Source organism: Mixta mediterraneensis, from assembly GCF_014946725.1.
In the GTDB taxonomy this organism is placed as follows: domain Bacteria; phylum Pseudomonadota; class Gammaproteobacteria; order Enterobacterales; family Enterobacteriaceae; genus Pantoea; species Pantoea mediterraneensis.
This window is the reverse complement of the sequence record NZ_JACFXY010000006.1, coordinates 1-23,831: the sequence shown is the minus strand read 5'-3', so window position 1 is coordinate 23,831 and position 23,831 is coordinate 1. Positions and strand designations below refer to the sequence as shown.

24 protein-coding genes are annotated in these 23,831 nt (G+C 52.2%); 16 read left to right on the top strand and 8 right to left on the bottom strand.

What is annotated here, in order from left to right:
* The first annotated feature begins 186 nt into the window (after window positions 1-186).
* The 6 genes from aspS (at window position 187) to ruvB (ending at window position 5,670) form a co-directional block, all read left to right on the top strand.
* Window positions 187-1,965 carry an aspartate--tRNA ligase gene (aspS, locus tag H2P46_RS11995; protein WP_193405290.1) on the top strand — a complete coding sequence of 593 codons (1,779 nt, stop codon included), beginning with the start codon at window positions 187-189 and terminating at the stop codon, window positions 1,963-1,965.
* Window positions 1,965-2,396 (top strand): dihydroneopterin triphosphate diphosphatase, encoded by a 432-nt coding sequence (gene nudB / locus H2P46_RS11990; protein WP_193405289.1) that lies wholly within the window; start codon window positions 1,965-1,967, stop codon window positions 2,394-2,396. The genes aspS and nudB overlap by 1 nt, the downstream gene beginning before the upstream one ends.
* A 240-nt stretch (window positions 2,397-2,636) precedes the next feature.
* Window positions 2,637-3,380: a YebC/PmpR family DNA-binding transcriptional regulator gene (locus H2P46_RS11985; RefSeq protein ID WP_193405288.1), complete on the top strand. Its 744-nt coding sequence runs from the start codon at window positions 2,637-2,639 to the stop codon at window positions 3,378-3,380.
* Between the two features lie 37 nt (window positions 3,381-3,417).
* Entirely contained in the window at window positions 3,418-3,945 is a 528-nt protein-coding gene (gene ruvC, locus H2P46_RS11980; protein WP_193405287.1) for a crossover junction endodeoxyribonuclease RuvC, read from the top strand.
* A 97-nt stretch (window positions 3,946-4,042) separates the two neighbouring features.
* On the top strand, window positions 4,043-4,657 hold the full coding sequence (gene ruvA, locus H2P46_RS11975) for a Holliday junction branch migration protein RuvA (RefSeq protein WP_193405286.1): 615 nt from the start codon (window positions 4,043-4,045) through the stop codon (window positions 4,655-4,657).
* 8 nt (window positions 4,658-4,665) lie between these two features.
* Entirely contained in the window at window positions 4,666-5,670 is a 1,005-nt protein-coding gene (ruvB, locus tag H2P46_RS11970; RefSeq protein ID WP_193405285.1) for a Holliday junction branch migration DNA helicase RuvB, read from the top strand.
* Here ruvB and znuB read toward each other — a convergent pair whose 3' ends face one another.
* Both znuB and znuC read right to left on the bottom strand, forming a co-directional pair.
* Entirely contained in the window at window positions 5,671-6,456 is a 786-nt protein-coding gene (gene znuB / locus H2P46_RS11965) for a zinc ABC transporter permease subunit ZnuB (protein ID WP_193405284.1), read from the bottom strand.
* A complete protein-coding gene (gene znuC, locus H2P46_RS11960) occupies window positions 6,453-7,208 on the bottom strand; it encodes a zinc ABC transporter ATP-binding protein ZnuC (protein ID WP_193405283.1) in 756 nt (251 codons plus the stop codon). Before znuC ends, znuB begins: the two co-directional genes overlap by 4 nt.
* Before the next feature lie 77 nt (window positions 7,209-7,285).
* Here znuC and znuA point away from each other — a divergent pair, with 77 nt between their 5' ends.
* From znuA to lpxM, 3 genes are all read left to right on the top strand, one after another.
* Window positions 7,286-8,245, top strand: a complete 960-nt coding sequence (gene znuA / locus H2P46_RS11955; RefSeq protein WP_193405282.1) for a zinc ABC transporter substrate-binding protein ZnuA — start codon at window positions 7,286-7,288, stop codon at window positions 8,243-8,245.
* A 14-nt stretch (window positions 8,246-8,259) separates the two neighbouring features.
* Window positions 8,260-9,591 carry a murein DD-endopeptidase MepM gene (mepM, locus tag H2P46_RS11950; RefSeq protein WP_193405281.1) on the top strand — a complete coding sequence of 444 codons (1,332 nt, stop codon included), beginning with the start codon at window positions 8,260-8,262 and terminating at the stop codon, window positions 9,589-9,591.
* A gap of 125 nt (window positions 9,592-9,716) precedes the next feature.
* On the top strand, window positions 9,717-10,691 hold the full coding sequence (gene lpxM / locus H2P46_RS11945) for a lauroyl-Kdo(2)-lipid IV(A) myristoyltransferase (protein WP_193405280.1): 975 nt from the start codon (window positions 9,717-9,719) through the stop codon (window positions 10,689-10,691).
* A gap of 29 nt (window positions 10,692-10,720) precedes the next feature.
* Here lpxM and H2P46_RS11940 read toward each other — a convergent pair whose 3' ends face one another.
* From H2P46_RS11940 to H2P46_RS23525, 3 genes are all read right to left on the bottom strand, one after another.
* The gene (locus H2P46_RS11940; protein ID WP_193405279.1) at window positions 10,721-11,953 is read right to left on the bottom strand and encodes an MFS transporter; all 1,233 of its coding nucleotides are present in this window, start codon (window positions 11,951-11,953) and stop codon (window positions 10,721-10,723) included.
* 84 nt (window positions 11,954-12,037) lie between these two features.
* Window positions 12,038-13,480, bottom strand: a complete 1,443-nt coding sequence (gene pyk / locus H2P46_RS11935) for a pyruvate kinase (RefSeq protein ID WP_193405278.1) — start codon at window positions 13,478-13,480, stop codon at window positions 12,038-12,040.
* A 238-nt stretch (window positions 13,481-13,718) separates the two neighbouring features.
* Window positions 13,719-13,949 (bottom strand): SIS domain-containing protein, encoded by a 231-nt coding sequence (locus H2P46_RS23525; RefSeq protein ID WP_476738970.1) that lies wholly within the window; start codon window positions 13,947-13,949, stop codon window positions 13,719-13,721.
* A 268-nt stretch (window positions 13,950-14,217) separates the two neighbouring features.
* Here H2P46_RS23525 and H2P46_RS23520 point away from each other — a divergent pair, with 268 nt between their 5' ends.
* From H2P46_RS23520 to H2P46_RS11915, 3 genes are all read left to right on the top strand, one after another.
* Window positions 14,218-14,361: a hypothetical protein gene (locus H2P46_RS23520; protein ID WP_193405277.1), complete on the top strand. Its 144-nt coding sequence runs from the start codon at window positions 14,218-14,220 to the stop codon at window positions 14,359-14,361.
* A 409-nt stretch (window positions 14,362-14,770) separates the two neighbouring features.
* Complete coding sequence (zwf, locus tag H2P46_RS11920) at window positions 14,771-16,246, top strand: glucose-6-phosphate dehydrogenase (protein WP_193405276.1); 1,476 nt, start codon at window positions 14,771-14,773, stop codon at window positions 16,244-16,246.
* A 202-nt stretch (window positions 16,247-16,448) separates the two neighbouring features.
* On the top strand, window positions 16,449-17,087 hold the full coding sequence (locus H2P46_RS11915) for a bifunctional 4-hydroxy-2-oxoglutarate aldolase/2-dehydro-3-deoxy-phosphogluconate aldolase (RefSeq protein ID WP_193405275.1): 639 nt from the start codon (window positions 16,449-16,451) through the stop codon (window positions 17,085-17,087).
* A 36-nt stretch (window positions 17,088-17,123) separates the two neighbouring features.
* Here the strand turns inward: H2P46_RS11915 and purT are convergent, their stop codons facing one another.
* Window positions 17,124-18,302 carry a formate-dependent phosphoribosylglycinamide formyltransferase gene (gene purT / locus H2P46_RS11910; RefSeq protein ID WP_193405274.1) on the bottom strand — a complete coding sequence of 393 codons (1,179 nt, stop codon included), beginning with the start codon at window positions 18,300-18,302 and terminating at the stop codon, window positions 17,124-17,126.
* 389 nt (window positions 18,303-18,691) lie between these two features.
* Here purT and H2P46_RS11905 point away from each other — a divergent pair, with 389 nt between their 5' ends.
* Entirely contained in the window at window positions 18,692-20,755 is a 2,064-nt protein-coding gene (locus tag H2P46_RS11905) for a prolyl oligopeptidase family serine peptidase (protein WP_193405273.1), read from the top strand.
* Here H2P46_RS11905 and exoX read toward each other — a convergent pair.
* Both exoX and H2P46_RS11895 read right to left on the bottom strand, forming a co-directional pair.
* On the bottom strand, window positions 20,749-21,417 hold the full coding sequence (gene exoX / locus H2P46_RS11900) for an exodeoxyribonuclease X (RefSeq protein ID WP_193405272.1): 669 nt from the start codon (window positions 21,415-21,417) through the stop codon (window positions 20,749-20,751). The two genes, H2P46_RS11905 and exoX, sit on opposite strands and share 7 nt — an antisense overlap.
* Window positions 21,418-21,419: 2 nt before the next feature.
* The gene (locus H2P46_RS11895; RefSeq protein WP_193405271.1) at window positions 21,420-21,650 is read right to left on the bottom strand and encodes a DNA polymerase III subunit theta; all 231 of its coding nucleotides are present in this window, start codon (window positions 21,648-21,650) and stop codon (window positions 21,420-21,422) included.
* A gap of 151 nt (window positions 21,651-21,801) precedes the next feature.
* Here H2P46_RS11895 and copC point away from each other — a divergent pair, with 151 nt between their 5' ends.
* Genes copC through H2P46_RS11880 form a run of 3 tightly spaced genes read left to right on the top strand, consistent with a single transcriptional unit; the run spans window position 21,802 to window position 23,442 of the window.
* On the top strand, window positions 21,802-22,179 hold the full coding sequence (gene copC / locus H2P46_RS11890; RefSeq protein ID WP_193405270.1) for a copper homeostasis periplasmic binding protein CopC: 378 nt from the start codon (window positions 21,802-21,804) through the stop codon (window positions 22,177-22,179).
* A 3-nt stretch (window positions 22,180-22,182) separates the two neighbouring features.
* Window positions 22,183-23,061: a copper homeostasis membrane protein CopD gene (copD, locus tag H2P46_RS11885; protein ID WP_193405269.1), complete on the top strand. Its 879-nt coding sequence runs from the start codon at window positions 22,183-22,185 to the stop codon at window positions 23,059-23,061.
* A 33-nt stretch (window positions 23,062-23,094) separates the two neighbouring features.
* Window positions 23,095-23,442 carry a DUF2511 domain-containing protein gene (locus H2P46_RS11880; protein WP_193405516.1) on the top strand — a complete coding sequence of 116 codons (348 nt, stop codon included), beginning with the start codon at window positions 23,095-23,097 and terminating at the stop codon, window positions 23,440-23,442.
* Window positions 23,443-23,831 lie beyond the last annotated feature (389 nt).

Sequence of the window (23,831 nt, the reverse complement as noted above, 5' to 3'; positions counted from 1 at the left end):
TATCCTTTAAGGTAGCCCGTCACTGCAAACAGATGAAAACCGATAATGAAATGTTCGCTTTGGCGCGCCTCTACTTATCCTGCTTACCTTTTTCCATTATAATGACCGCCTTTTTTGCGGCAGCATCTCAAAGGTTACGCGGCCCGATGCTGTCAGCTGCAGCGGTGAAGTTAAAAGGATGGTGTTATGCGTTCAGAATATTGCGGACAGCTCAATCTGTCTCATGTAGGTCAGCAAGTTACTCTTTGCGGCTGGGTCAACCGCCGTCGCGATCTGGGAAGCCTGATTTTTATCGATATGCGCGATCGCGAAGGCATCGTGCAGGTATTCTTCGATCCCGATCGTCAGGATGCTTTTAAGCTGGCTTCTGAGCTGCGCAACGAATTCTGTATCCAGATCACCGGAACTGTGCGTGCGCGTGATGACAAGAATAAAAATGCCGAGATGGCGACCGGTGAAGTGGAAGTATTTGCTGAAGCGCTGAATATCATTAATCGTTCCGAGCCGCTGCCACTGGACTCCAACCAGAACAACAGTGAAGAAGCGCGTCTGAAATACCGTTACCTGGACCTGCGTCGTCCAGAAATGGTCGAACGATTAAAAACCCGCGCGAAAATCACCAGCTTCGTGCGTCGCTTTATGGATAACGAGGGTTTCCTCGACATCGAAACGCCGATGCTGACCAAAGCCACGCCGGAAGGTGCGCGTGATTATCTGGTGCCGAGCCGCGTGCATAAAGGTAAATTTTATGCATTGCCGCAGTCGCCACAGCTGTTCAAACAACTGCTGATGATGTCCGGGTTTGATCGTTATTATCAAATCGTTAAATGCTTCCGTGACGAAGACCTGCGTGCCGATCGTCAACCAGAATTTACCCAAATTGATGTGGAAACCTCTTTTCTCAGCGCGCCACAGGTGCGAGAAATTATGGAGCGTATGATCCGCAACCTGTGGCTGGACGTCAAGGCGGTGGATCTCGGTGAATTCCCCCAAATGACGTTTGCAGAAGCGATGCGCCGTTACGGCTCAGACAAGCCGGACCTGCGTAACCCAATGGAGTTGGTTGATGTGGGTGATCTGCTGAAAAACGTGGAATTCCAGGTCTTTTCCGGACCCGCCAATGATGAAAAAGGACGCGTTGCTGCCCTGCGTGTCCCTACGGGTGCCCAGCTAAGTCGCAAGCAGATTGATGAATACGGCAAGTTTGTTGAAATTTATGGCGCCAAAGGGCTGGCGTGGATGAAGGTCAACGAACGCGCTAAGGGTCTGGAAGGCGTACAAAGCCCGGTAGCGAAGTTCCTGAACGCGGACATCATAGACGACATTCTGAACCGCACTGGCGCGCAAGATGGCGATATTATTTTCTTCGGCGCTGACCGGGCGAAAGTGGTCGCGGATGCCCTGGGGGCGCTGCGCCTGAAAGTAGGCCGCGAGCTGCAAATCACGGATGATAAAGCCTGGAAGCCTTTATGGGTGATTGACTTCCCGATGTTTGAAGAAGATGAAGCGGGCGGGCTGGCAGCGATGCACCATCCGTTTACTGCGCCGAAAGAGATGAGCGCAGAGCAGCTGGCCGCTGATCCTACCCTGGCGGTGGCCAATGCTTACGACATGGTGATTAACGGTTACGAAGTCGGCGGCGGTTCTGTGCGTATCCACAACGGCAAAATGCAGCAAACCGTGTTCAGCATTCTGGGTATAGAAGAACATGAGCAGCGTGAAAAGTTTGGCTTCCTGCTGGATGCGTTGAAATTTGGCACGCCGCCGCACGCAGGTCTGGCATTTGGCCTGGATCGTCTGACCATGCTGCTGACCGGCACGGACAATATTCGCGACGTCATTGCCTTCCCGAAAACCACGGCAGCAGCATGTTTGATGACCGAAGCGCCAGGGACAGCGAATCCGGCGGCGCTGCTTGAACTGGGTATTCAGGTAGTGAAGAAAGATAAGCCAGAGAATCAATAATGGCGTACAAACATCCGGTTTCGGTGCTGGTGGTCATTTATGCGCAGGATACTGGCCGGGTGTTAATGCTGCAGCGGTGTGATGATCCCGATTTCTGGCAGTCGGTGACTGGCAGCCTGGAGGCGGGAGAAACCGCACTTCAGGCTGCCCAGCGCGAAGTATGGGAAGAGGTGGGCATTAACGCTCTCGCCGAGCGACTACGGGTGGAAGATTGTCAACGCCAGATTGAATTTGAGATCTTTCCACACTATCGCCATCGTTATGCTCCGGGTATCACGCACAACCGTGAACACTGGTTCCGGCTGTTACTGCCAACCGAGCGCAACGTTGCGTTGAGCGAGCATCTTGCTTTTCGCTGGCTTGAACCCGCAGCCGCCGCAGCGCTAACCAAGTCCTGGAGTAATCGCCAGGCGATAGAAGAATTTACCTGAATGTTTGCCGCCGCGCGTTTTTCCGGCGGCGATCTGGTTAAGGTTATATCTTTCCGGTGATGACGCAATAATCAGCACCACAGCATTAAACAGTCGGGCGTTATCGATGCAGCGAGTAGATTCGTTGCCAGCGCAAAGCAATCAAAGCGTAGTGTTGTACGTGAAGAGAATGAGCACTGGCAACGGCGAAAATCGCCAGCAGGATAGCCTGCACCATGCCAAGTTCGGAGAAAATGTAAGATGGCAGGACATAGTAAATGGGCGAACACCAGGCACCGCAAAGCGGCTCAGGATGCTAAGCGAGGCAAAATCTTCACCAAAATCATTCGCGAGCTGGTCACCTCAGCCAAACTTGGTGGTGGCGATCCTTCCTCTAACCCGCGTTTACGCGCTGCAATGGACAAAGCCCTGTCCAACAATATGACGCGTGACACCATGGATCGCGCTATTGCACGTGGCGTGGGTGGCGATGATAACGCCAACATGGAAACCATCATCTATGAAGGTTACGGTCCGGGTGGATCGGCCATCATGATCGAATGCCTGAGTGATAACCGTAATCGTACCGTTGGCGAAGTGCGTCATGCCTTTACCAAAACCGGCGGAAACCTTGGCACCGACGGCTCCGTTGCGTACCTGTTTAACAAAAAAGGCGTGATCTCTTATGCGCCGGGTCAGGATGAAGATCAGGTTATGGAAGCGGCTCTCGAAGCCGGTGCTGAAGATGTGGTGAGCTACGATGACGGCACCATTGACATCTTCACCGCCTGGGAAGATATGGGCACAGTGCGTGATGCGATGGAAGCTGCGGGCTTCAAAGCTGACACCGCTGAAGTCACCATGATCCCATCGACCAAAGCGGAAATGGACGCCGAAACCGCGCCGAAACTGCTGCGTTTGATCGATATGCTGGAAGACTGTGACGACGTGCAGGAAGTTTACCACAACGGTGAAATTTCCGACGAGGTGGCGGAAATGCTGTAATGGCGTTCGCCTGTTCATACCAAACCGGAGGCGCGTAATGGCGATCATTTTGGGGATCGATCCCGGTTCGCGCATCACCGGTTATGGTGTGATCCGTCAAACAGGTCGGCAGCTAACCTATTTAGGCAGCGGCTGTATTCGCATGAATACCGCTGAATTACCCGCTCGCCTGAAGCTCATTTATGCGGGCATCAGCGAAATCATCACTCAGTTTTCACCCGATTATTTCGCCATTGAACAGGTATTCATGGCGAAAAACGCTGACTCAGCGTTAAAACTGGGGCAGGCACGCGGCGCGGCGATTGTCGCCGCCGTTAATCATGATTTACCGGTGTTTGAGTACGCAGCGCGGCAGGTTAAGCAAACCGTGGTGGGGCTGGGCAGTGCAGAGAAAAGTCAGGTACAGCATTTGGTTCGTACCTTGCTTAAACTGGCAGCGAATCCCCAGGCCGATGCTGCGGATGCGCTGGCGATTGCGATAACGCACTGTCACGTTGCGCAAAACGCAGCGCGGATGAGCGACAGCAAACTGGTGTTAACCCGCGGTCGTCTACGATCGGGCTAAATATAAACCGCTACCCAGGACTTTCAGGCTGGATATTCATCCAGCCTTTTTTATGTTATAAAATCCGCCACATACTATTTTGGAAGGAAGCGTTCAGGTGATAGGTCGTCTACGGGGCAATATTCTGGAAAAGCAGCCACCGCTGGTGCTGATTGAAACGAACGGCGTGGGTTATGAAGTACACATGCCAATGACCTGTTTTTATGAGTTACCTGAACTCAATCATGAAGCGGTGATTTTTACCCATTTCGTGGTGCGTGAGGACGCGCAGCTGCTGTTTGGTTTTAATAGCAAACAAGAACGCGCGCTATTCCGCGAGCTGATTAAAGTCAATGGCGTGGGGCCAAAACTGGCGCTGGCGATCCTCTCCGGTATGTCGGCTCAGCAATTTGTGACTGCCGTGGAAAAAGAAGAAATCGCTACCCTGGTTAAACTTCCCGGCGTGGGTAAGAAAACAGCTGAACGTTTAGTCGTAGAGATGAAAGATCGCTTCAAGGGGATGCATGGCGACCTGTTCGGCGGCGAATCGGCCTTTACGCTGTCTACTCCGAGCGCTGAATCTGACGCCAATGATGCGGAAGCCGAAGCGGTTGCAGCGCTGGTGGCGCTGGGTTATAAACCGCAGGAAGCCAGCCGCATGATCAGCAAAGTTGGAAAACCTGATGCGGATTGCGAAACACTTATCCGCGAAGCGCTACGCGCCGCTATTTGAGGTCATTCATGATAGAAGCCGATCGCCTGGTCTCTGCTGCCAGCGTTAATGAAGAAGAAAGTATTGATCGCGCGATTCGTCCTAAACTGCTGGCTGAGTACGTCGGACAGCCACAGGTACGTGAGCAGATGGAAATTTTCATCAAAGCGGCGCAACTGCGTGGTGATGCGCTTGATCATTTACTGATTTTTGGGCCGCCAGGATTAGGTAAAACCACGCTGGCAAATATCGTCGCCAATGAAATGGGCGTTAACCTACGGACGACTTCTGGCCCGGTACTTGAAAAGGCTGGCGATCTGGCCGCCATGCTGACCAACCTTGAACCCCATGATGTACTGTTTATTGATGAAATCCATCGCTTATCGCCGGTTGTGGAAGAGGTGCTCTATCCTGCAATGGAGGATTATCAGCTGGACATCATGATTGGCGAAGGGCCGGCTGCGCGTTCAATCAAAATTGATTTACCCCCCTTTACCCTGATCGGTGCGACAACGCGGGCGGGCTCGCTGACATCGCCGCTGCGCGATCGCTTCGGTATTGTGCAGCGGCTGGAGTTTTATCAGGTCAACGATCTGCAGCATATTGTCAGCCGCAGCGCAGCCTGTTTAGATCTGGCGTTGAGTGAGGAAGGAGCGCTGGAAATTGCGCGTCGTTCACGGGGCACACCGCGTATTGCTAACCGTTTGCTGCGACGCGTACGTGATTTTGCTGAAGTGCGCGCCAACGGTAATTTAAGCGGAGAGGTGTCATGTAGCGCGCTTGACATGCTGAATGTTGACAGCGAAGGCTTTGATTACATGGACCGCAAACTGCTGCTGGCAATCATCGATAAATTTACCGGTGGCCCGGTTGGCCTGGATAACCTTGCCGCTGCCATTGGCGAAGAGCGTGAAACGATTGAGGATGTAATTGAACCCTTCCTGATCCAGCAAGGCTTTATTCAGCGCACGCCACGTGGCCGGATGGCCACGCAGCATGCTTACCGCCATTTTGGCATTACGCGAGAGTCCTGATCACACCGCCGGTTTATGTATCATGCTGATGATAAACAGAATAGCGGCGCACAATACGACAGAAGGACCAGCAGGCGTGTCATAAAAGGCAGAAAAAGTGAGGCCGCCTGTCACCGCTATAATTCCGACAATTACCGCAATGCCTGCCATCTGCTCAGGCGAACGGGCAAAGCGGCGCGCTGTGGCGGCGGGAATGATCAATAGCGAAGTGATTATCAGCGCACCAACAAACTTCATCGCCACACCAATCGTCAGCGCCGTGACGAGCATCAAGACTAAACGCGTACATTGAATGTTTACACCATCGACTTGCGCCAGTTCTGGGCTGATGGTCATCGACAACAGTGACCGCCATTGCCACGCCATCACCGCCAACACCAAGAATACGCCAGCGCCCAGGGTCCACAAATCGTCTGGCGTGACCGCCAGCAGATCGCCAAACAGGTATACCATTAAATCAACGCGAACGTTTGACATCAGGCTGACCACCACCAGACCTAAGGAGAGTGCGCTGTGCGCCATGATGCCCAGCAGCGTATCAATGGCAAGGTGGGGGCGGCGCTCCAGCCAGATTAAACCCAGCGCCAGACAAACGGTAACCGTAATGATGGCATAATATGGATTCACGTTAAGCAGCAAACCAAACGCCACACCAAGCAGCGATGCGTGAGCTAACGTATCGCCAAAATAAGACATTTTACGCCAGACGACAAACGAACCCAGTGGGCCAGCCGCCAGCGCTAACATGACGCCACCTAACCAGCCAGGTAATAATAACTCAATCATGATGGTCCTTGTCCCCTGCGTAAAACGATACGTCCCTGAAGATCGTGACGGTGGTTATGGTGATGACGATAAATAGCCAGCTGCTGCGCTTCGCGCGGGCCGAACATAGCGATAAATTCAGGATGCTGCGATACCGCTTCCGGCGTGCCTGAACAGCAAATGTGATGGTTCAGGCATAACACTTCATCGGTTTTTGCCATGACTAAATGCAGGTCATGAGACACCATCAGCACGCCGCAATTCAGTTCATGACGCAGCTGATCAATCAAATCATACAGCGCGACCTGACCATTCACGTCCACACCTTGCGTTGGCTCATCAAGGACTAATAACCGGGGCTGATTGAGCAGGGCGCGTGCCAGCAAGACGCGCTGGGTTTCCCCGCCGGAAAGCTTTTGCAGCGGCGATTTAAGCAGATGACCGGCCTGAACGCGTTTTAACGCCGGCAAAATATCTGCCATTCTGCTGTTGCGTGACAGGCGCATAAAGCGTTCAACCGTGACCGGCAGAGTAGGGTCTATGTGCAATTTTTGTGGCACATAGCCGATGCGTAGATCCGCGGTTCGCTGGACGTTCCCGGCATCAGGCGTAAGAAGCCCTAAGACTACCCGCACCAGCGTAGATTTACCTGCTCCGTTAGGGCCGAGCAAAGTAAGAATGCGGCCCGGCTGTAAAGCCAGAGTGATGCCTGATAATACGGCGCGCTGCCCATATTTTACCGATACGTTTTCAAGTGTGACGAGTGAGGACATAGTATTTACAGGTTGCACAGAATTTAGAATGTTATAATATCACACCCCATCACTTGCTCACGATGGAAAGTCGCATTATGTTACATAAAAAAAAGGGCCTGTTCTTCGCCTTTTCAGCCTTCTCTTTCGCCGCATCAATCGCGCTTCCGGCTCATGCCAGTATTGTTGCTTCGATCAAGCCTGTAGGGTTTATCGCCTCTGCTATTGCCGATGGCGTCACGCCTGTTGACGTGCTGCTGCCGGATGGGGCTTCAGAGCATGACTATTCGTTACGTCCTTCAGATGCAAAACGCATAAAATCCGCGGACTTAGTGGTTTGGGTAGGCCCCAGTATGGAAGCCTTCATGAGCAAATCCGTCGCTGAATTACCTGCTAAAAAAAACCTGGCGATTGCCGATATACAAGGGGTGAATGCGTTGCTGATGAGTGGAGATGATGATGATGACCACCCTCATGACGGGCACGGGCCAGAAAAATCCGAAGACCATGACGCGTCTGCGCATCATCATGATCATGGACAGTTTAATATGCACCTGTGGATGTCCCCAGAGATAGCAAGGAAAACCGCGGTTGCAATCCATGAAAAATTATTGGAACTTATGCCGCAAGACAAAGCCAAACTTGACGCTAACCTGCAGCATTTTGAGGCAGAATTAGCCGCTACGGACAAACGCATTGGCGCGCAACTTGCTCCGGTCAGGAACAAAGGATATTTCGTTTTTCACGACGCTTATACCTACTTTGAGCACTATTACGGTCTGACGCCTACCGGGCATTTTACCGTAAATCCTGAGATCCAACCGGGCGCACAGCGTTTACATCAAATACGAACACAGTTGGTTGAGCAGAAGGCCGTTTGCGTCTTTGCTGAGCCACAATTCAGGCCGGCAGTCATCGATGCTGTAGCCAGGGGGACACAGGTGCGTAAAGGCACGCTGGACCCGCTCGGTACAGACATCAGCTTATCTAAAGACAGCTATGTGAAGTTCCTCTCACAACTGTCGAGCCAGTATGCAACCTGCCTGAAAGGAGCTTAGAGGAATAGGTAAAAGTGCAGCAGATAGCCCGCTCTGTCGCCCTCGCATTTAATAATTTGCCGCGCCCCCACCGCGTAATGCTGGGTTCATTAACTGTTGTAACTCTGGCCGTCGCCGTCTGGCGGCCTTATGTTTATCATCCTACCGATGATGTGTTGCCGATTGTCAAAACCATCGAGCTGGATAAAAATGAGCTTCGTACGCTGTTGCCGGAAGCCAGTGAGCCGATCGATCAAAGCACACCGGAACCAGACGAAGAACTGCCTGCGGATGACATGGATAAAGAGGTGCCTGAAACCAGCGGCGTCCATGACTATACCGTCTCATCTGGCGATACATTAAGTAGCGCGCTCAACCAATATGGCATTGATATTGGTGATATTACTGCTTTGGTTGCCAGCGATCGCGATCTGCGTACCTTACAGGTCGGGCAGCAACTCAGCTGGACGCTGGCTGACGATGGCAGCCTACAAACGTTGAGCTGGGAAATTTCCCGCCGTGAAACCCGCACCTACGAGCGCACCGATAAAGGTGGCTTCAAAATGCAGACTGAGCTGCAGAAGGGTGAATGGAAAAACAACGTATTGCAGGGCGAAGTGCGGGGCAGTTTTGCTGCCAGCGCCCAGCGTGCCGGATTAAGCAGTGCTGAAATCAGCAGCGTAATTAAAGCGCTGCAATGGCAAATGGATTTCCGCAAACTGCGCGCGGGCGATCAGTTTAGCGTGCTGATGTCACGCGAAATGCTGGACGGTAAAAGCGCTCAAAGCCAGCTGTTAGGTGTGCGTTTGCATACCGGTGGAAAAGATTATTACGCTTTCCGCGCCGAAGATGGCAAGTTTTATGACCGTAATGCAGCCGGGTTGGCGCGTGGTTTTATGCGCTTTCCAACCGTGAAACAGTATCGCGTTTCATCTAATTTTAATCCGCGCCGGCTTAATCCGGTTACTGGACGTATCGCGCCTCACAAAGGTGTCGATTTCGCTCTCCCAATTGGCACGCCGGTACTGGCGGTCGGTGATGGCGAGATCGTGGTTGCGAAAAACGGCGGCGCAGCGGGCAACTATGTGGCAATCCGCCACGGTCGCCAGTATATGACCCGTTACATGCACATGAAGAAGGTATTGGTAAAACCGGGCCAGAAAGTGAAGCGTGGCGATCGCATTGGTTTATCAGGCAATACGGGGCGTTCAACCGGACCTCATTTGCATTTTGAAATCTGGATTAACAACCAGGCGGTAAACCCATTGACGGCGAAACTGCCGCGTATGGAAGGGCTGACCGGCAAAGATCGTACCCAGTACTTAGCACAAGTTAAATCCTGGTTACCACAATTAAGCCTGAAATAAGCGTTTCCTTTGTAGTAATGCAAAAACCGACGGCCAGGCTGTCGGTTTTTTCATATCTATTGCGGGATGATTGCAAATTTGCACATCGACATTATCATTAGCCGGTCATTGATTGAGGCGAGTGCATGGAAACCCGTAAAAAAAATAACATTGAGTTTATTCCCGTTTTTGAACGTTCATTCCTTAAACCTAAATACTGGGGTAGCTGGCTAGCGATTGGTGCGTTAGCGGGCATGGCGAGACTGCCAGCAAAAGTGCGCGACCCGATTTTAGGCAGATTGGGAAAATTTGGCGGGAAGCTTGCCAAAGGCGCGCGACGTCGGGCGCTGATCAATCTCTGTTATTGCTTGCCTGAACTGAGCGAAACGCAGCGCGCTGAAATTGTGGAGCGCATGTTTGCTACCGCGCCACAAGCGATGGCTATGATGGCGGAACTCGGGATGCGCGATCCTGCCCGTATCCGTCCGCGTGTTGAATGGCACGGTCGTGAAATTATCGATCAGATGCAGACAGAAAAGCAGAACGTCATTTTTCTGGTGCCGCACGGTTGGGCGGTGGATATTCCCGCCATGCTGCTGGCCTCCGAAGGCCAAAAAATGGCGGCAATGTTTCACAACCAAAGTGATCCGCTACTGGACTATGTATGGAACCGGGTACGTCGCCGCTTTGGTGGTCGTATGCATGCGCGTAATGACGGCATCAAACCTTTTATTAGTTCTGTGCGTCAGGGGTATTGGGGCTACTATCTTCCTGATCAGGATCATGGCGCAGAACATAGCGAATTTGTCGATTTCTTTGCCACGTACAAAGCGACCTTACCAGCGGTTGGGCGTTTAATGAAAGTGTGTCGTGCACGCGTTGTGCCGCTGTTTCCGGTATATAACGAGAAAACGCACAAGCTTGAAATTTATGTGCGACCGCCGATGGATGATTTGCTCGAAGCCGACGATCGCCAACTGGCACGTCGTATGAATGAAGAAGTCGAAGTGTTTGTGCGGCCCCATCCAGAACAATATACCTGGATATTAAAGTTGTTTAAAACGCGAAAAGAGGGCGACATCGAACCTTATAAGCGTAAAGAGCTTTATCCGCGTAAATAGCCCAAGGCCGCATAAAAGCGGCCTTGTGTTTATAGCGACATCAACTGCGCGCGGCGTTTGCGCTCACGCAGAAAGAGCAACACCAGACCAAACCACAGCACGCCACTGGCAAAGTTAACCAGACTAAACCACAGCGTGCCGCCACTGAAGTAGCCGCTTTTCGCCAGTTCGATCCCGATAGCGAATGTGATGATACTAATCATGCCAAGCATGGCCGCTACGCTGCCTTTTCCTTCACTGCTGGCGTACAGCGTTAAGCGATACAAACCCGCATTCACCATACCAGCACCAAACGCGTACAGGCTCAGCCCGGCAGTCAGTAACAGATAGCTATGGCTATGCAGCAAACTGGCCATTAACGCCAGCCCTAAACCAGGCAAAATCGGCCATGTGGCAAATTTTACGGGTTGTTCAATCGGTACGCGCCCTGCAAGCTTACTCAGGGTCAGATTGCCTCCAATCATCGCCAGAAAAACAGGCAGTTGCAGCAGAGCATATTGCATACGCGACAGGCCTTCGTCGTGCATTAGGATCACTGGCGACAGCGCCACCCACGTCAGGATGGGAATAAACACGAGCCCAATGGCGAACGATCCGTATATCACCTGACGATCTTTCGCCAGTCGCGCATAACTGCGGGCCAGACTGGGTAACGAGACGGAGTGGCTGCGATCCCCCGCGGTTTCTGGCATTACGCGCCACAACACGAGAAAAGCCAGGATGCTACAGGCTGCGAACAGCCAAAACATACTGCGCCAGCCGCCGAGGGTTAACCATGCGGCGCCAGCCAGCGGCCCGGCCAGTGGCGCGAGTAACGCGACGTTCGCCATCAATGCCATCATGCGGACGGCTAATGCCTCGTCGAACGCTTCCTGAATAGCGGCATAGCCGACCGCGCCGATGAAGCACAGACTGATGCCCTGTATGAAGCGCAACCCGACGAATTGTTGAATATCGTTAACCCAGGTTGTCAGAATGCAGGCCGCCGCAAAAAACAGTATGCCAGACAGCATAATAGGGCGACGACCAAACTTGTCAGAAAGTGGTCCCAGCAGCCATTGCAGTACCACGCCCCCCAGCAGATAAGCCGTCAAAGAAGTAGAAATCCATTCCGGGCCGACATGAAATTCATCCGTGACGATCAACATGCCTGGCTGAATCATGTCATGCGCGATATAAGTCGCAAATTCAAACAGAACCAACGCCAGTGGAAACAGTAAACTGCGCCCGCTCAGTTGGCTGACAGGTTGAAAGCGAACCATCTGGCCTCCTTGTCAGAAAATAAAAACGCGACTGTCAGGCAGTCGCGTTATCCGATTGATACAGTCGCTGTCAGCGACAGGAAATTAATCCACGCGCAATACACGGCTGGTGTTGGTGGTACCGGTAGCGCCCATCACGTCGCCTTGCGTCACAATCACTAAATCACCGGAAACCAGGAAACCCTTGTCACGCAGCAGTTTTACGGCGTCATGGGCCGCAGCAACCCCATCGTTATTGCTGTCGAAAAACACGGGCGTCACACCACGATAAAGTGCTGTCAGATTCAGCGTACGTTCGTGACGTGACATGGCGAAGATTGGCAGGCCGGAGGTAATACGTGAAGTCATTAACGGGGTACGACCTGACTCAGTCATAGTGATAATTGCGGTGACGCCTTGCAAATGGTTTGCCGCATACATAGCAGACATCGCAATGGCTTCTTCAATGTTATCGAACTGCACTTCTAAACGGTGTTTCGATACGTTCACGCTTGGAATTTTTTCCGCGCCTAAACACACTTTTGCCATTGCGGAAACGGTTTCAGCGGGATACTGACCCGCAGCCGTTTCAGCGGAAAGCATGACCGCATCGGTACCATCCAGCACAGCGTTAGCCACGTCCATCACTTCGGCGCGGGTTGGCATTGGATTCGTAATCATTGATTCCATCATCTGTGTGGCGGTAATGATGGTTCGGTTTAACTGACGCGCACGACGTATCAAGGCTTTCTGAATACCCACCAGCTCAGGATCGCCAATCTCCACGCCCAGGTCGCCACGCGCGACCATCACCACATCGGATGCCAGAATGATGTCATCCATGGCTTCCTGGCTGGCTACGGCTTCAGCACGTTCAACCTTTGCAACCAGCCTGGCTTCGCAACCCGCCTCGCGCGCCAGTCGGCGAGCGTAATGCATATCTTCACCACTGCGTGGGAAAGAAATGGCCAGGTAATCAACCTTGATTTTTGCAGCGGTGAGAATATCCGCTTTGTCTTTTTCAGTCAGCGCTTCCGCTGACAGCCCACCGCCCAGTTTGTTGATGCCTTTATTGTTCGACAACGGGCCACCAACGGTGACTTCGGTAAACACTTTCATGTCCTGAACTTCAAGCACTTTTAGCTGTACACGACCGTCGTCAAGCAACAAAATATCGCCCGGCACCACGTCAGCAGGTAACCCTTTGTAATCAATGCCAACACGCTCTTTATCGCCTTCGCCTTTACCCAGGCTGGCATCAAGCAGGAAGCGGTCGCCAATATTCAGGAAAACTTTACCTTCTTTGAAGGTCGATACACGTATTTTCGGCCCTTGAAGGTCGCCGAGAATGGCCACATGGCGGCCCAGTTTAGCAGCAATTTCACGGACTTTGTCGGCACGCATTTGGTGATCTTCTGGCGTGCCGTGGGAGAAATTAAGACGAACAACGTTCGCACCAGCAGCAATGATTTTTTCGAGGTTGTTATCGCGATCGGTAGCCGGGCCGAGGGTTGTAACGATCTTGGTTCTTCTGAGACGTCTTGACATGAAGGACTCCGTTAACAAATTAGCATGTCCCTTCGTTTGGACATGGTGTGGTCATTTATTTTATATGATCGATGCGGTGTGATACGACGCACATATGTAAATGTGCTGTTAATTTTTTTATTGGACGCGGTTACAAGCAGAATCTCCCTGCCATAAGCGCTACTTTACTCGTTTAGAGCATCCCGGAACGGTACACCGCGCTCAAGGGAGAAACCGGTAGCTAAAAAATCGATCACGGTTAATTGCGCCAGGCGCGATACCCTCGGCCAACAGACATCGTATCTCCCGGCACATCAGGCACCAAAGCCTGGATGGCGTATTGGGCAAGAGGTGAGTCGGGAGAGGCGATGGCAATAACGGTGGAACCGTTTACACGGGCCAGGCGAGCCAGTTCTACCATATTTTGTGGGCGCCCAGTATGCGAAATAAGAACAAATACGTCGGCTGGACGACTATTTATACAACTCATGCGCTGGATCACAATATCGCCCGACCCGATGACAGGCAAATTAACATGCAAAAATCGTCATAAGCCCTCACTGCCGAAATGCCAGGGCCGAAGCACGCCAGTTTATGTGCCGTGTCAGGTGTGTCCATTTGTCGCATGGTGGGCAGATCCCGATGATTACGTGCTGTTGCAGCCGACAAGCGCCGCATCGAAAATTTAATGGTTGCCGCTTTCAACATCCTTTTTTCCACATCACTATTTATCCAACGGTTGCCTGGCGCTGTACCAGATGAAACCTGAAATCAAAACCACGCATACCCAGACGATGGCAAAAGGCTCGCTGATGTCGGCGGCCTGTGCCAGCGTAGCAATACGGGAATGGACTGATTTTGCGGCGCCACGAGAAGATGACTTTATGTTCAGAGTTACTTAGCGCAGCCAGCTGCGCGCCCTGCGTTTACCCAGCACTGGCATAACCCGATGAGTATCATCACTTTTATCGATTTCAATTATTACTGTCGCTTGATGCGATTAACAGGGAATATATTGCGTTAAGCACTAACAACCTGCCATACCGGAGACGCTTGATAGGGTTTTTTTAGCAGCATGTGATCCGGTGGAAGTTTTATCTGGACAAGCTCTGACATAGAAAAAACGCGTAAAGCGCACGCGTCAACACACATGCAGCCGCAATCCGGTACAGAGTTATTCCGGTTGACGACAGCGAGCCGGTTTACCTGGCTCGGGGAAAAAAGTACATTGTGCTGAAAGAAAATTACAACATGGACCCGGTTGCTGAGGACGCATCGCCACCGGGGCTATCCTGCAACGAGGAGAGGAAAATGGCGGTAACACAAACAGCCCAGGCATGCGATCTGGTGATTTTCGGTGCCAAAGGCGATCTTGCGCGCCGTAAACTGTTGCCTTCACTGTATCAGCTGGAAAAAGCAGGTCAGATCCATGAAGAGACGCGCATTATTGGCGTAGGTCGCGCCGAATGGGATAAAGCAGAATACACCAGAGTGGTACGTGAAGCGCTGGAAACCTTCATGAAGGAGAAAATAGACGAAGCGCTATGGGATAAGCTCAGCGGCCGTCTTGACTTCTGCAACCTCGACGTTAATGACACCTCGCATTTCCCGAAACTGGGCAAAATGCTCGATCAAAAAAATCGTACCACCATTAACTATTTCGCCATGCCGCCAAGCACGTTTGGCGCGATTTGTCAGGGTCTGGGCACGGCAAAACTTAATGCTAAACCGGCACGCGTGGTAATGGAAAAACCGCTTGGCACGTCACTGGAAACCTCGCAAGAAATTAACGACAGCGTGGGAAAATACTTTGAAGAGAGCCAGGTTTTCCGTATTGACCACTACCTTGGAAAAGAGACGGTCCTGAATCTGCTGGCGCTGCGTTTTGCGAACTCCATTTTTGTCAACAACTGGGACAATCGCACCATTGATCACGTGCAGATTACCGTGGCGGAAGAGGTGGGTATCGAAGGTCGGTGGGGTTACTTCGACAAAGCCGGTCAGATGCGCGACATGATCCAGAACCATTTGCTGCAAATCCTGACGATGATTGCGATGTCACCGCCGTCAGATCTCAGCGCAGACAGCATCCGTGACGAGAAAGTAAAAGTCCTGCGCTCGCTGCGCCGTATCGATCAAACCAACGTGCGCGATAAAACCGTGCGCGGGCAATACACCGCCGGCTTTGTTCAGGGCAAAAAAGTCCCCGGTTATCTGGAAGAAGAGGGCGCGAATAAAACCAGCGCGACCGAAACTTTTGTGGCAATCCGCGTTGATATTGATAACTGGCGTTGGGCGGGAGTACCGTTCTACCTGCGAACCGGCAAGCGCCTGCCAACCAAATGTTCTGAAGTGGTTGTGTATTTCAAAAATCCTGAGATGAACCTGTTTAAGGACTCCTATTCAGAGCTGCCACAGAACAAGCTGACCATCCGTTTACAGCCGGATGAAGGCGTAGATATTGAGATTCTGAACAAAGTACCGGGTCTTGATCACAAGCACAAACTGCAAACTACCAAGCTGGATCTGAGTTATTCCGAAACGTTTAACCAGTCGCATCTGGCGGATGCCTATGAACGTCTGCTGTTAGAAACCATGCGTGGCATCCAGGCTCTGTTCGTACGTCGTGACGAAGTGGAAGCAGCCTGGACGTGGGTAGACTCAATTGTTAATGCCTGGGCCGCTGATGGCGACTCCTCTAAGCCTTACCAGGCGGGAACATGGGGACCGGTGGCTTCCGTTGCTATGATTACTCGCGATGGACGTTCCTGGAATGAGTTCGAATAACTGAAATAATCTGGCCCGCCATGAGCGGGCCTTTTTGTCTCTGTTATCATCCTGAGAAATTGAACTGGCGTTTCAAAAACATCGTAGTTCAATAGACGCCTGCGAAGCTTATCATGTATGGTAGATGCGCTAATTTACAGGGTTAGCGCCGACGCGCCTGTGTCGGAACGTTAATCCCGGCATTATCAAGCAAGGGGAAGTGATGAAAAACTGGACAACGAGTGCAGAACAGATTCTCAAAACCGGACCAGTCGTGCCGGTTATCGTAGTGAACAAGCTGGAACACGCGGTGCCGATGGCGAAAGCGCTGGTGGCAGGCGGAGTAAAAGTACTGGAAGTGACGCTGCGCACCCCGGTGGCAATGGATGCTTTGCGGGCGATGATTAAAGCGGTCCCGGAAGCGATTGTAGGAGCGGGTACGGTGATTAATACTCAGCAGTTGCAGGAAGTTACCGAAGCGGGTGCCCAGTTTATCATTAGTCCTGGGATTAGCGAATCTTTGCTGAAAGCGGCGGTTGAAGGCCCAGTGCCGCTCATTCCTGGTATCAGCACGGTTTCTGAACTGATGACCGGTATGGATTATGGGCTGCGCGAATTTAAGTTTTTCCCGGCAGAAGCGAATGGGGGTGTAAAAGCGTTACAGGCGATCGGTGGGCCTTTCCCGCAGGTGCGTTTCTGCCCAACCGGCGGCATTTCACCCGCTAACTATCGCGATTACCTGGCGCTGAAAAGTGTGCTGTGCATTGGTGGCTCGTGGCTGGTGCCAAATGATGCGCTGGAGACGGGCGACTGGGATCGAATCACTAAGCTGGCGCGTGAAGCGGTAGAAGGCGCTCAATAACCGAAGTGCGGTGAACCTCTGCTCACCGCATCAGAGTTAACCCTGGACCTTGATCGACGCCGCGCTGGCTACAGCACGTGCAATCGCCTGGTCGGTGGTATCGCCACTGGCCAGCGTCACACCTAAACGGCGTTGTCCATCAATAGCGGGCTTACCAAACAGACGCACCTGCAAACCCGCGCCCAGCGCCGCTTCCACATTTACGAACTGTACGTTCTGGCTGACTAGTTGTGGCAGGATCACGGCGGATGCCGACGGGCCATACTGGCGAATGCCGCCAACCGGCAGGCCCAGGAAAGCGCGTACATGCAGAGCGAACGCCGACAGATCCTGCGAAATCAGCGTCACCATGCCGGTATCGTGCGGACGCGGCGAGACTTCACTGAACACCACCTCATCACCACAAACAAACAGCTCAACGCCAAACAGGCCATATCCCCCTAAAGCTTTTATCACTTTTTCAGCGATGTCTTGCGCCTGTTCTAGCGCTTTATCGCTCATCTGCTGTGGCTGCCAGGATTCACGGTAGTCACCCTCTTCCTGACGATGACCAATGGGGGCGCAAAAGTGAATGCCATCCACCGCGCTAATGGTCAGCAGAGTAATTTCAACATCAAACTTCACCACACCTTCAACGATGACGCGACCGGCACCGGCACGTCCGCCTTGCTGCGCATACGCCCAGGCCTGGTCCAGCTGGCTGGCTTCGCGAATAAAGCTCTGGCCTTTACCGGATGAGCTCATTACCGGCTTAACGATACACGGGAAACCGATCTCAGTGGCTGCAGCATCAAAAGTGGCTTTGCTGTCGGCGAAGCGATAGCGGGAGGTGGGCAGTGCCAGCTCTTCAGCCGCAAGGCGGCGAATGCCTTCACGGTTCATGGTCAGCCGCGCGGCACGAGCCGTCGGCACGACGCGCTGGCCAGGCTGTTCCAGCTCAACCAGCTTTTCTGTGGCAATGGCCTCGATTTCCGGCACCAAAAAGTCCGGTTTTTCCTGGGCGATAAGTGCTGCCAGCGCATCGCCATCCAGCATATTGATGACGTGGCTACGATGCGCAACGTGCATCGCAGGTGCATCGGCGTAACGATCAACCGCAATCACTTCTACACCTAAACGCTGGCATTCCAGCGCGACTTCTTTACCCAGCTCGCCTGAGCCTAACAACATCACACGCGTCGCAGCAGGGCGCAGCGCAGTTCCGAGGGTCGTCATTATTCCACCTAAACAGTCACAAAAATGCGCGCGCAGTATAAACGAAAACGTTTGCGTTCTCATCCTTCCGTCACGGATGGCTTTTCTTGCTTTGCCTGCTCTGTCATTTTCTCAGGCCCGTTTCGTCAGAGCTGTTGGCTAACCACACGAACAGGCGTGGATAAATCACTAATGGCAACAGATCCAATCGGCACTGAAGAAAAGCCCATAGGTGAGCTGTGATAACAGGCAAAAAGAGAGCAGGGCGAACAAGCCCGCTTCTCCGCCAGTTAAGTTATTTCTGAGGGGCAGATGTGGCCTTTTTGCCGCTTCGGTTATCGGTCTCCGCTTGGCATCTTCGGTCAGAGATGCCACGCTTACAGGACATTACTTTCACGGAGACGGATGTCATGAAAGCACCCATCGCAAATAAAATCCCTTATGAAATGTCGCTGCATGGCGAAACGCGTATCGATAATTATTACTGGCTGCGTGATGATAAACGTGAAAACAGCGATGTACTTGATTACCTGCGTGCCGAAAATAATTACGGCAGAAAAATCATGGCATCACAGCAGCCATTGCAGGACAGTATTCTTAAAGAGATCGTTGACCGCTTGCCACCGCAAGACCATTCCGTTCCTTATGTTAAAAATGGTTACCGTTATCAAAGTCGCTACGAAAGCGGCAACGAATATGCGGCCTATTATCGCCAACCGGCCAACAGCGAAGCGGAAGAGGAATGGACGCTATTGCTTGATGCCAACCAGCGCGCCTCACACAGTGAGTTTTATACCATGGGCGCGTTGCACATCAGCCCGGATAATAAGGTAATGGCGCTGGCGGAGGATTTCCTTTCACGTCGCCAATATGGCATTCGCTTTCGTAACCTGCAAAGCGGTAGCTGGTATCCCGAAGTATTAAGTAACGCCTCTTCCAGCTTTGCCTGGGGCAATGACTCGCGCACCGTATATTACGTGCAAAAGCATCCACAAACTCTGCTTTCTTATCAGGTCTGGCGGCACGATCTCGGGACATCGCAGGCTGACGATCAGTTAATCTATGAAGAGAAGGATGACACCTATCATCTTAGCGTGCATAAAACCACCTCTAAACAGTTTATTCTGATAGCGCTTTACAGCACCACAACCAGTGAAATACAGCTGCTTGATGCCGGTTTTCCTGATGCGCAGCCGCAGGTATTTTTGCCACGTCGTAAAGACCATGAATATAGCCTTGATCACTACGAGCATCAGTTCTTTATTCGCTCCAATCGCGACGGCAAAAATTTCGGTTTGTATCGTTCCCGTTATCTGGCTAAGGCGCGCTGGGAAACCATTATTCCGGCACGTGACCATGTCGTCATGGAAGATTTCCAGCTCTTCCGTGACTGGCTGGTCGTGGAGGAACGGCAACGCGGCTTAACCAGCTTGCGGCAAATAAACTGGAGCAGCGGCGAAACCAGTGGTATCGCGTTCGACGATCCGACCTATGTAACCTGGCTGGCCTATAACCCTTCACCACGCACCAGTAAACTGCGTTATGGTTATTCATCAATGACCACCCCTACGACTCTGTTTGAGCTGGATATGGATACCGGCGAACGCCGCGTTCTTAAACAAAGCGTGGTCGGCAATTTCAATGCGGATGATTATAAAAGCGAACACCACTGGATTACCGTTACTGACGGCACCGAAGTGCCGGTATCGCTGGTTTATCACCGCAAACACTACCAGCCAGGGAAGAATCCGATGCTGGTATACGGCTATGGCGCTTATGGTAGTAACATGGATGCGGATTTTAGCGTCAGTCGTCTGAGCCTGCTGGACCGCGGTTTTGTCTATGCGCTGGTACAGGTTCGCGGCGGCGGCGAGCTGGGCCAGCAATGGTACGATGGCGGGCGCCTGCTGAATAAGATGAACAGTTTTACCGATTTTATCGATGTCACCCAGGCCCTGGTCAAACGCGGCTTCGCGCATCCTGAGCGATTGTATGCCATGGGAGGCAGCGCGGGTGGATTGTTAATGGGAGCGGTGATCAATCTGGCGCCACAGTGTTTTCACGGCGTGATCGCACAGGTGCCGTTCGTGGATGTCGTCACCACCATGCTCGACGAATCCATCCCGTTAACCACGGGCGAATACGATGAGTGGGGCAACCCTGATGACGAGGAATATTATCGCTACATCAGGCAGTACAGCCCGTATGATAACGTCGAAGCGAAAGCCTATCCGCATTTGCTTGTCACCACCGGCTTACACGATTCCCAGGTGCAATACTGGGAACCGGCTAAATGGGTGGCGAAGCTAAGAGAAATGAAAACCGACGATAATTTACTGCTGCTGTGTACCGACATGGATTCCGGGCATGGCGGTAAATCAGGTCGCTATAAGGCCTATGAAGGCGTGGCGATGGAGCTGACTTTTATTATCGCATTAGCGCAGGGCAGTTTGCCTGACACCCGCGATTACTGAAGCTGACTGAGATATTTACGTAGCGCCTGCCGCAACGGTGGGCGTAAATCTTTGACGTTATCCAGCATCCATTTCAGGTACCCCGGATCTTTCTTTGCGATGACCGCAACGGGCTGACCACGGTATTTGCCAAACGGCAGCACGTCGTCGGACTGTTTCGCTGGCTGGCAACGCTGCGCCATTTGCGTCGTATCCCAGCCAGATATTGCCATAATGCGGATCAATAGCGCGGCGGTGACATAACAGTCGTAAAGTGCGCGGTGCGCATGGAGATCATCCGGGGGGGTAACGTCAAGCTTCAGGCTATGCCGCAACGCCTGGTTGCCATATTTAATGCCCGGCCACAGCTGGCGAGCCAGCGTCATTGTGCAGATCCATTCGCCATGCATTTCCGGCAGCATACGCCGATCAAAACTGGCATTATGCGCCACATAAAACGGACTGCCATGATAACGACCGATCGCCTGCTCAATTGTCGGTTTGCCAGCGACCATCGCCTCGGTGATGCGATGCACCGCTATCGCCTGGCGGCTGATGGGACGATCGGGTGAAATCAAATCACTCATGGGATTTACGATCTGCCCGTCGATGACATCGACCGATGCGACCTCTACCACGCCGCCTTGTAAGCCGCAGGTTTCAGTATCAATCACTCGCAACATAACTATTTCTGCTTCGGTTCGTAGGGCAGGCGAGACAGGCTCAGCGATGCCTGGCGGTAATGCATCAAACGCTGACGGAACCAGTCGCGCAGCGCTTCAGGCTGCTCATTCGCGACCATTTCGGCCACGACTGGCATGTTATAGCGCTCTTTGAACGCCACACCCGCTGCAGCTAAATCGACGTTCACTTTGTCTTTCTCTTCCTGCGACAGCAGGGCAAGGTTGTGACTCATGGTGTTCTCCTGATGATGTCGGGCAAAAGTAATGTTTTCCCCCGTCTGAATCAAGAGTAAAGGATCGCACCGCTGGTCTCGACACCTTAAAAACAGCAGCGTATCCTTGCGCCACGTTTGCAGCGATAGCTGCGGTTAAAAGGATGATCTCATGCAAAAAAAACTCGCCTCACGTGTGGCAATGTCCCTGATTGCTACCAGCGCGTTAGCTTTTAGCCAGTTGGCTTGTGCACACGCCCACCTGACATCATCAATGCCAGCAGCCAACACCGATGTGACGCAATCCACCCGGACATTGACGCTGAGTTTTACTGAAAACGTCGAAGCGGCATTTAGCGGGGTTGAGATTGTTGATGCACAGCAAAAGCCCGTCGCTGGTGAAAAAACCAGGCTGGATGCGAAACAGCATAACCGGCTGATTGTCGATCTCGCGCAGCCGCTTGCAGCGGGAAGCTATCAGGTGAACTGGCATGTGTTGTCGGTTGATGGGCATAAAACTAAAGGAAGCTACCGCTTCAGCGTGAAGTGATTTGTGACAACGTTGTGGATTTTGCTGCGGATGCTGCATTTTATCGCCGTGATGGGGCTGACAGGCAGTGCCTTTTACACTGCACTGCTGGCCCCCGTCTCTTATCGTCGTGTGCTGGCGATCCGTATGCAGCTATTGTTGCAAATCAGCGCCGGCCTGGCATTATTGAGCGCACTGGCCATGCTGGCCACGCAAAATGTATTGATGAGTGGCGACTGGCATAATCTCAACGATGGCGTTACCTGGTTAGCCGTGCTGGGCACTCGATTTGGCATGGTGTGGCAGTGGGAAATTGGATTTGCGCTGGGCGCGTGTTTAATGATGTTGCTACGCGGGCGGCTGCGCCAACAAGGTTTGTTGCTGTCCGGGATAGGGCAGTTACTATGTCTGGCCCTGACAGGACACGCTGCGATGCACGACGGTTTTACCGGCGGCGTGCTACAACAAGTCAATCATGCGTTGCATCTGGTCGCCTCGTCTTTTTGGGCGGGTGGCTTATTACCATTGTTGTTGCTGATGCGAGATACGCGCCAGATTGATCGCCGCGCTGACGCTATTCTCACTATGATGCGATTTTCCCGCTATGGTCATCTGGCGGTGGCGCTGGCATTGCTAACCGGCCTGGTCAACAGCCTGTTCATTGTCGCCTGGCCCCTGGTGTGGCGCGACAATCTTTACCTGTTGTTGCTCTCAGTGAAGGTATCTCTGGTGGCAGTGATGGTGCTGGTGGCCTTAATAAACCGTTACTGGCTCGTGCCGCGCTTTCACCTGGCAGGAAGTGACACGCAACAAAAATTTATTCGTATGACACAGTTTGAGTTACTGCTGGCATGCGGAGTAACTGGACTGGTCAGCGTATTTGCTACGCTTTCACCAGCCTGAATATGATTAAATTGAACGAGTACAAGGTAGGCTATTTTGCTGAAGAAAGTGATCCCCGCTATTTTGCTGTTATCTGTATGCGGTCAGGCGCTGGCGGCTGAAATTATTACGGTTAGCCGCTTCGAGATCGGTAAAGATAAGTGGCCCTTTAACCGTGAAGAAGTGATGCTGACTTGCGAAAAAGATGGTTCGCTATTCGCTATTAATCCCGGCACGCTGATGCAATACCCTTTAAACGAGCTTGCTGATGCGCATTTTAAAGCGGGCCAGGTAAAAGCTCAGCCGATTAGCGTGATTCAAATTGAGGACAAAGCGAATCCAGGCAAAATGATGAGTCTGCAACCGATTATCGAGCGCACCCAGGCGCTGTGTAATAAGTAAATTGGAGGGGCGGCAGCCATGCTGCCCTTGTTTCATGCCATTTCTGCCGTTCGGATCACAAACAGCCCTCCTTTTTCCTGATCAAAACCTGGCTAGCTGGAAAATCTATCACCCTGTTCTAATCTTAAGGGGTAAGGCGAAACTGCCTTCATTAATGCCAACTTTTAGCGCACGGCTCTTTGAGAGCCATTTCCCTGGACCGAATATAGGAATCGTATTCGGTCTTTTTTTTGTTTCATTGTTTTATAATAATTATTTTCACTAAGAACCTATCCCAAAAGGAATTGTCAGATCGTAAATAATGGCAATTTTTGAGGGCGAAGTATGGCGGGCAACAAGTGGCAGATCAGCGATGAACTCTGGGAGAAAATGGCTCCACTTCTCCCGGA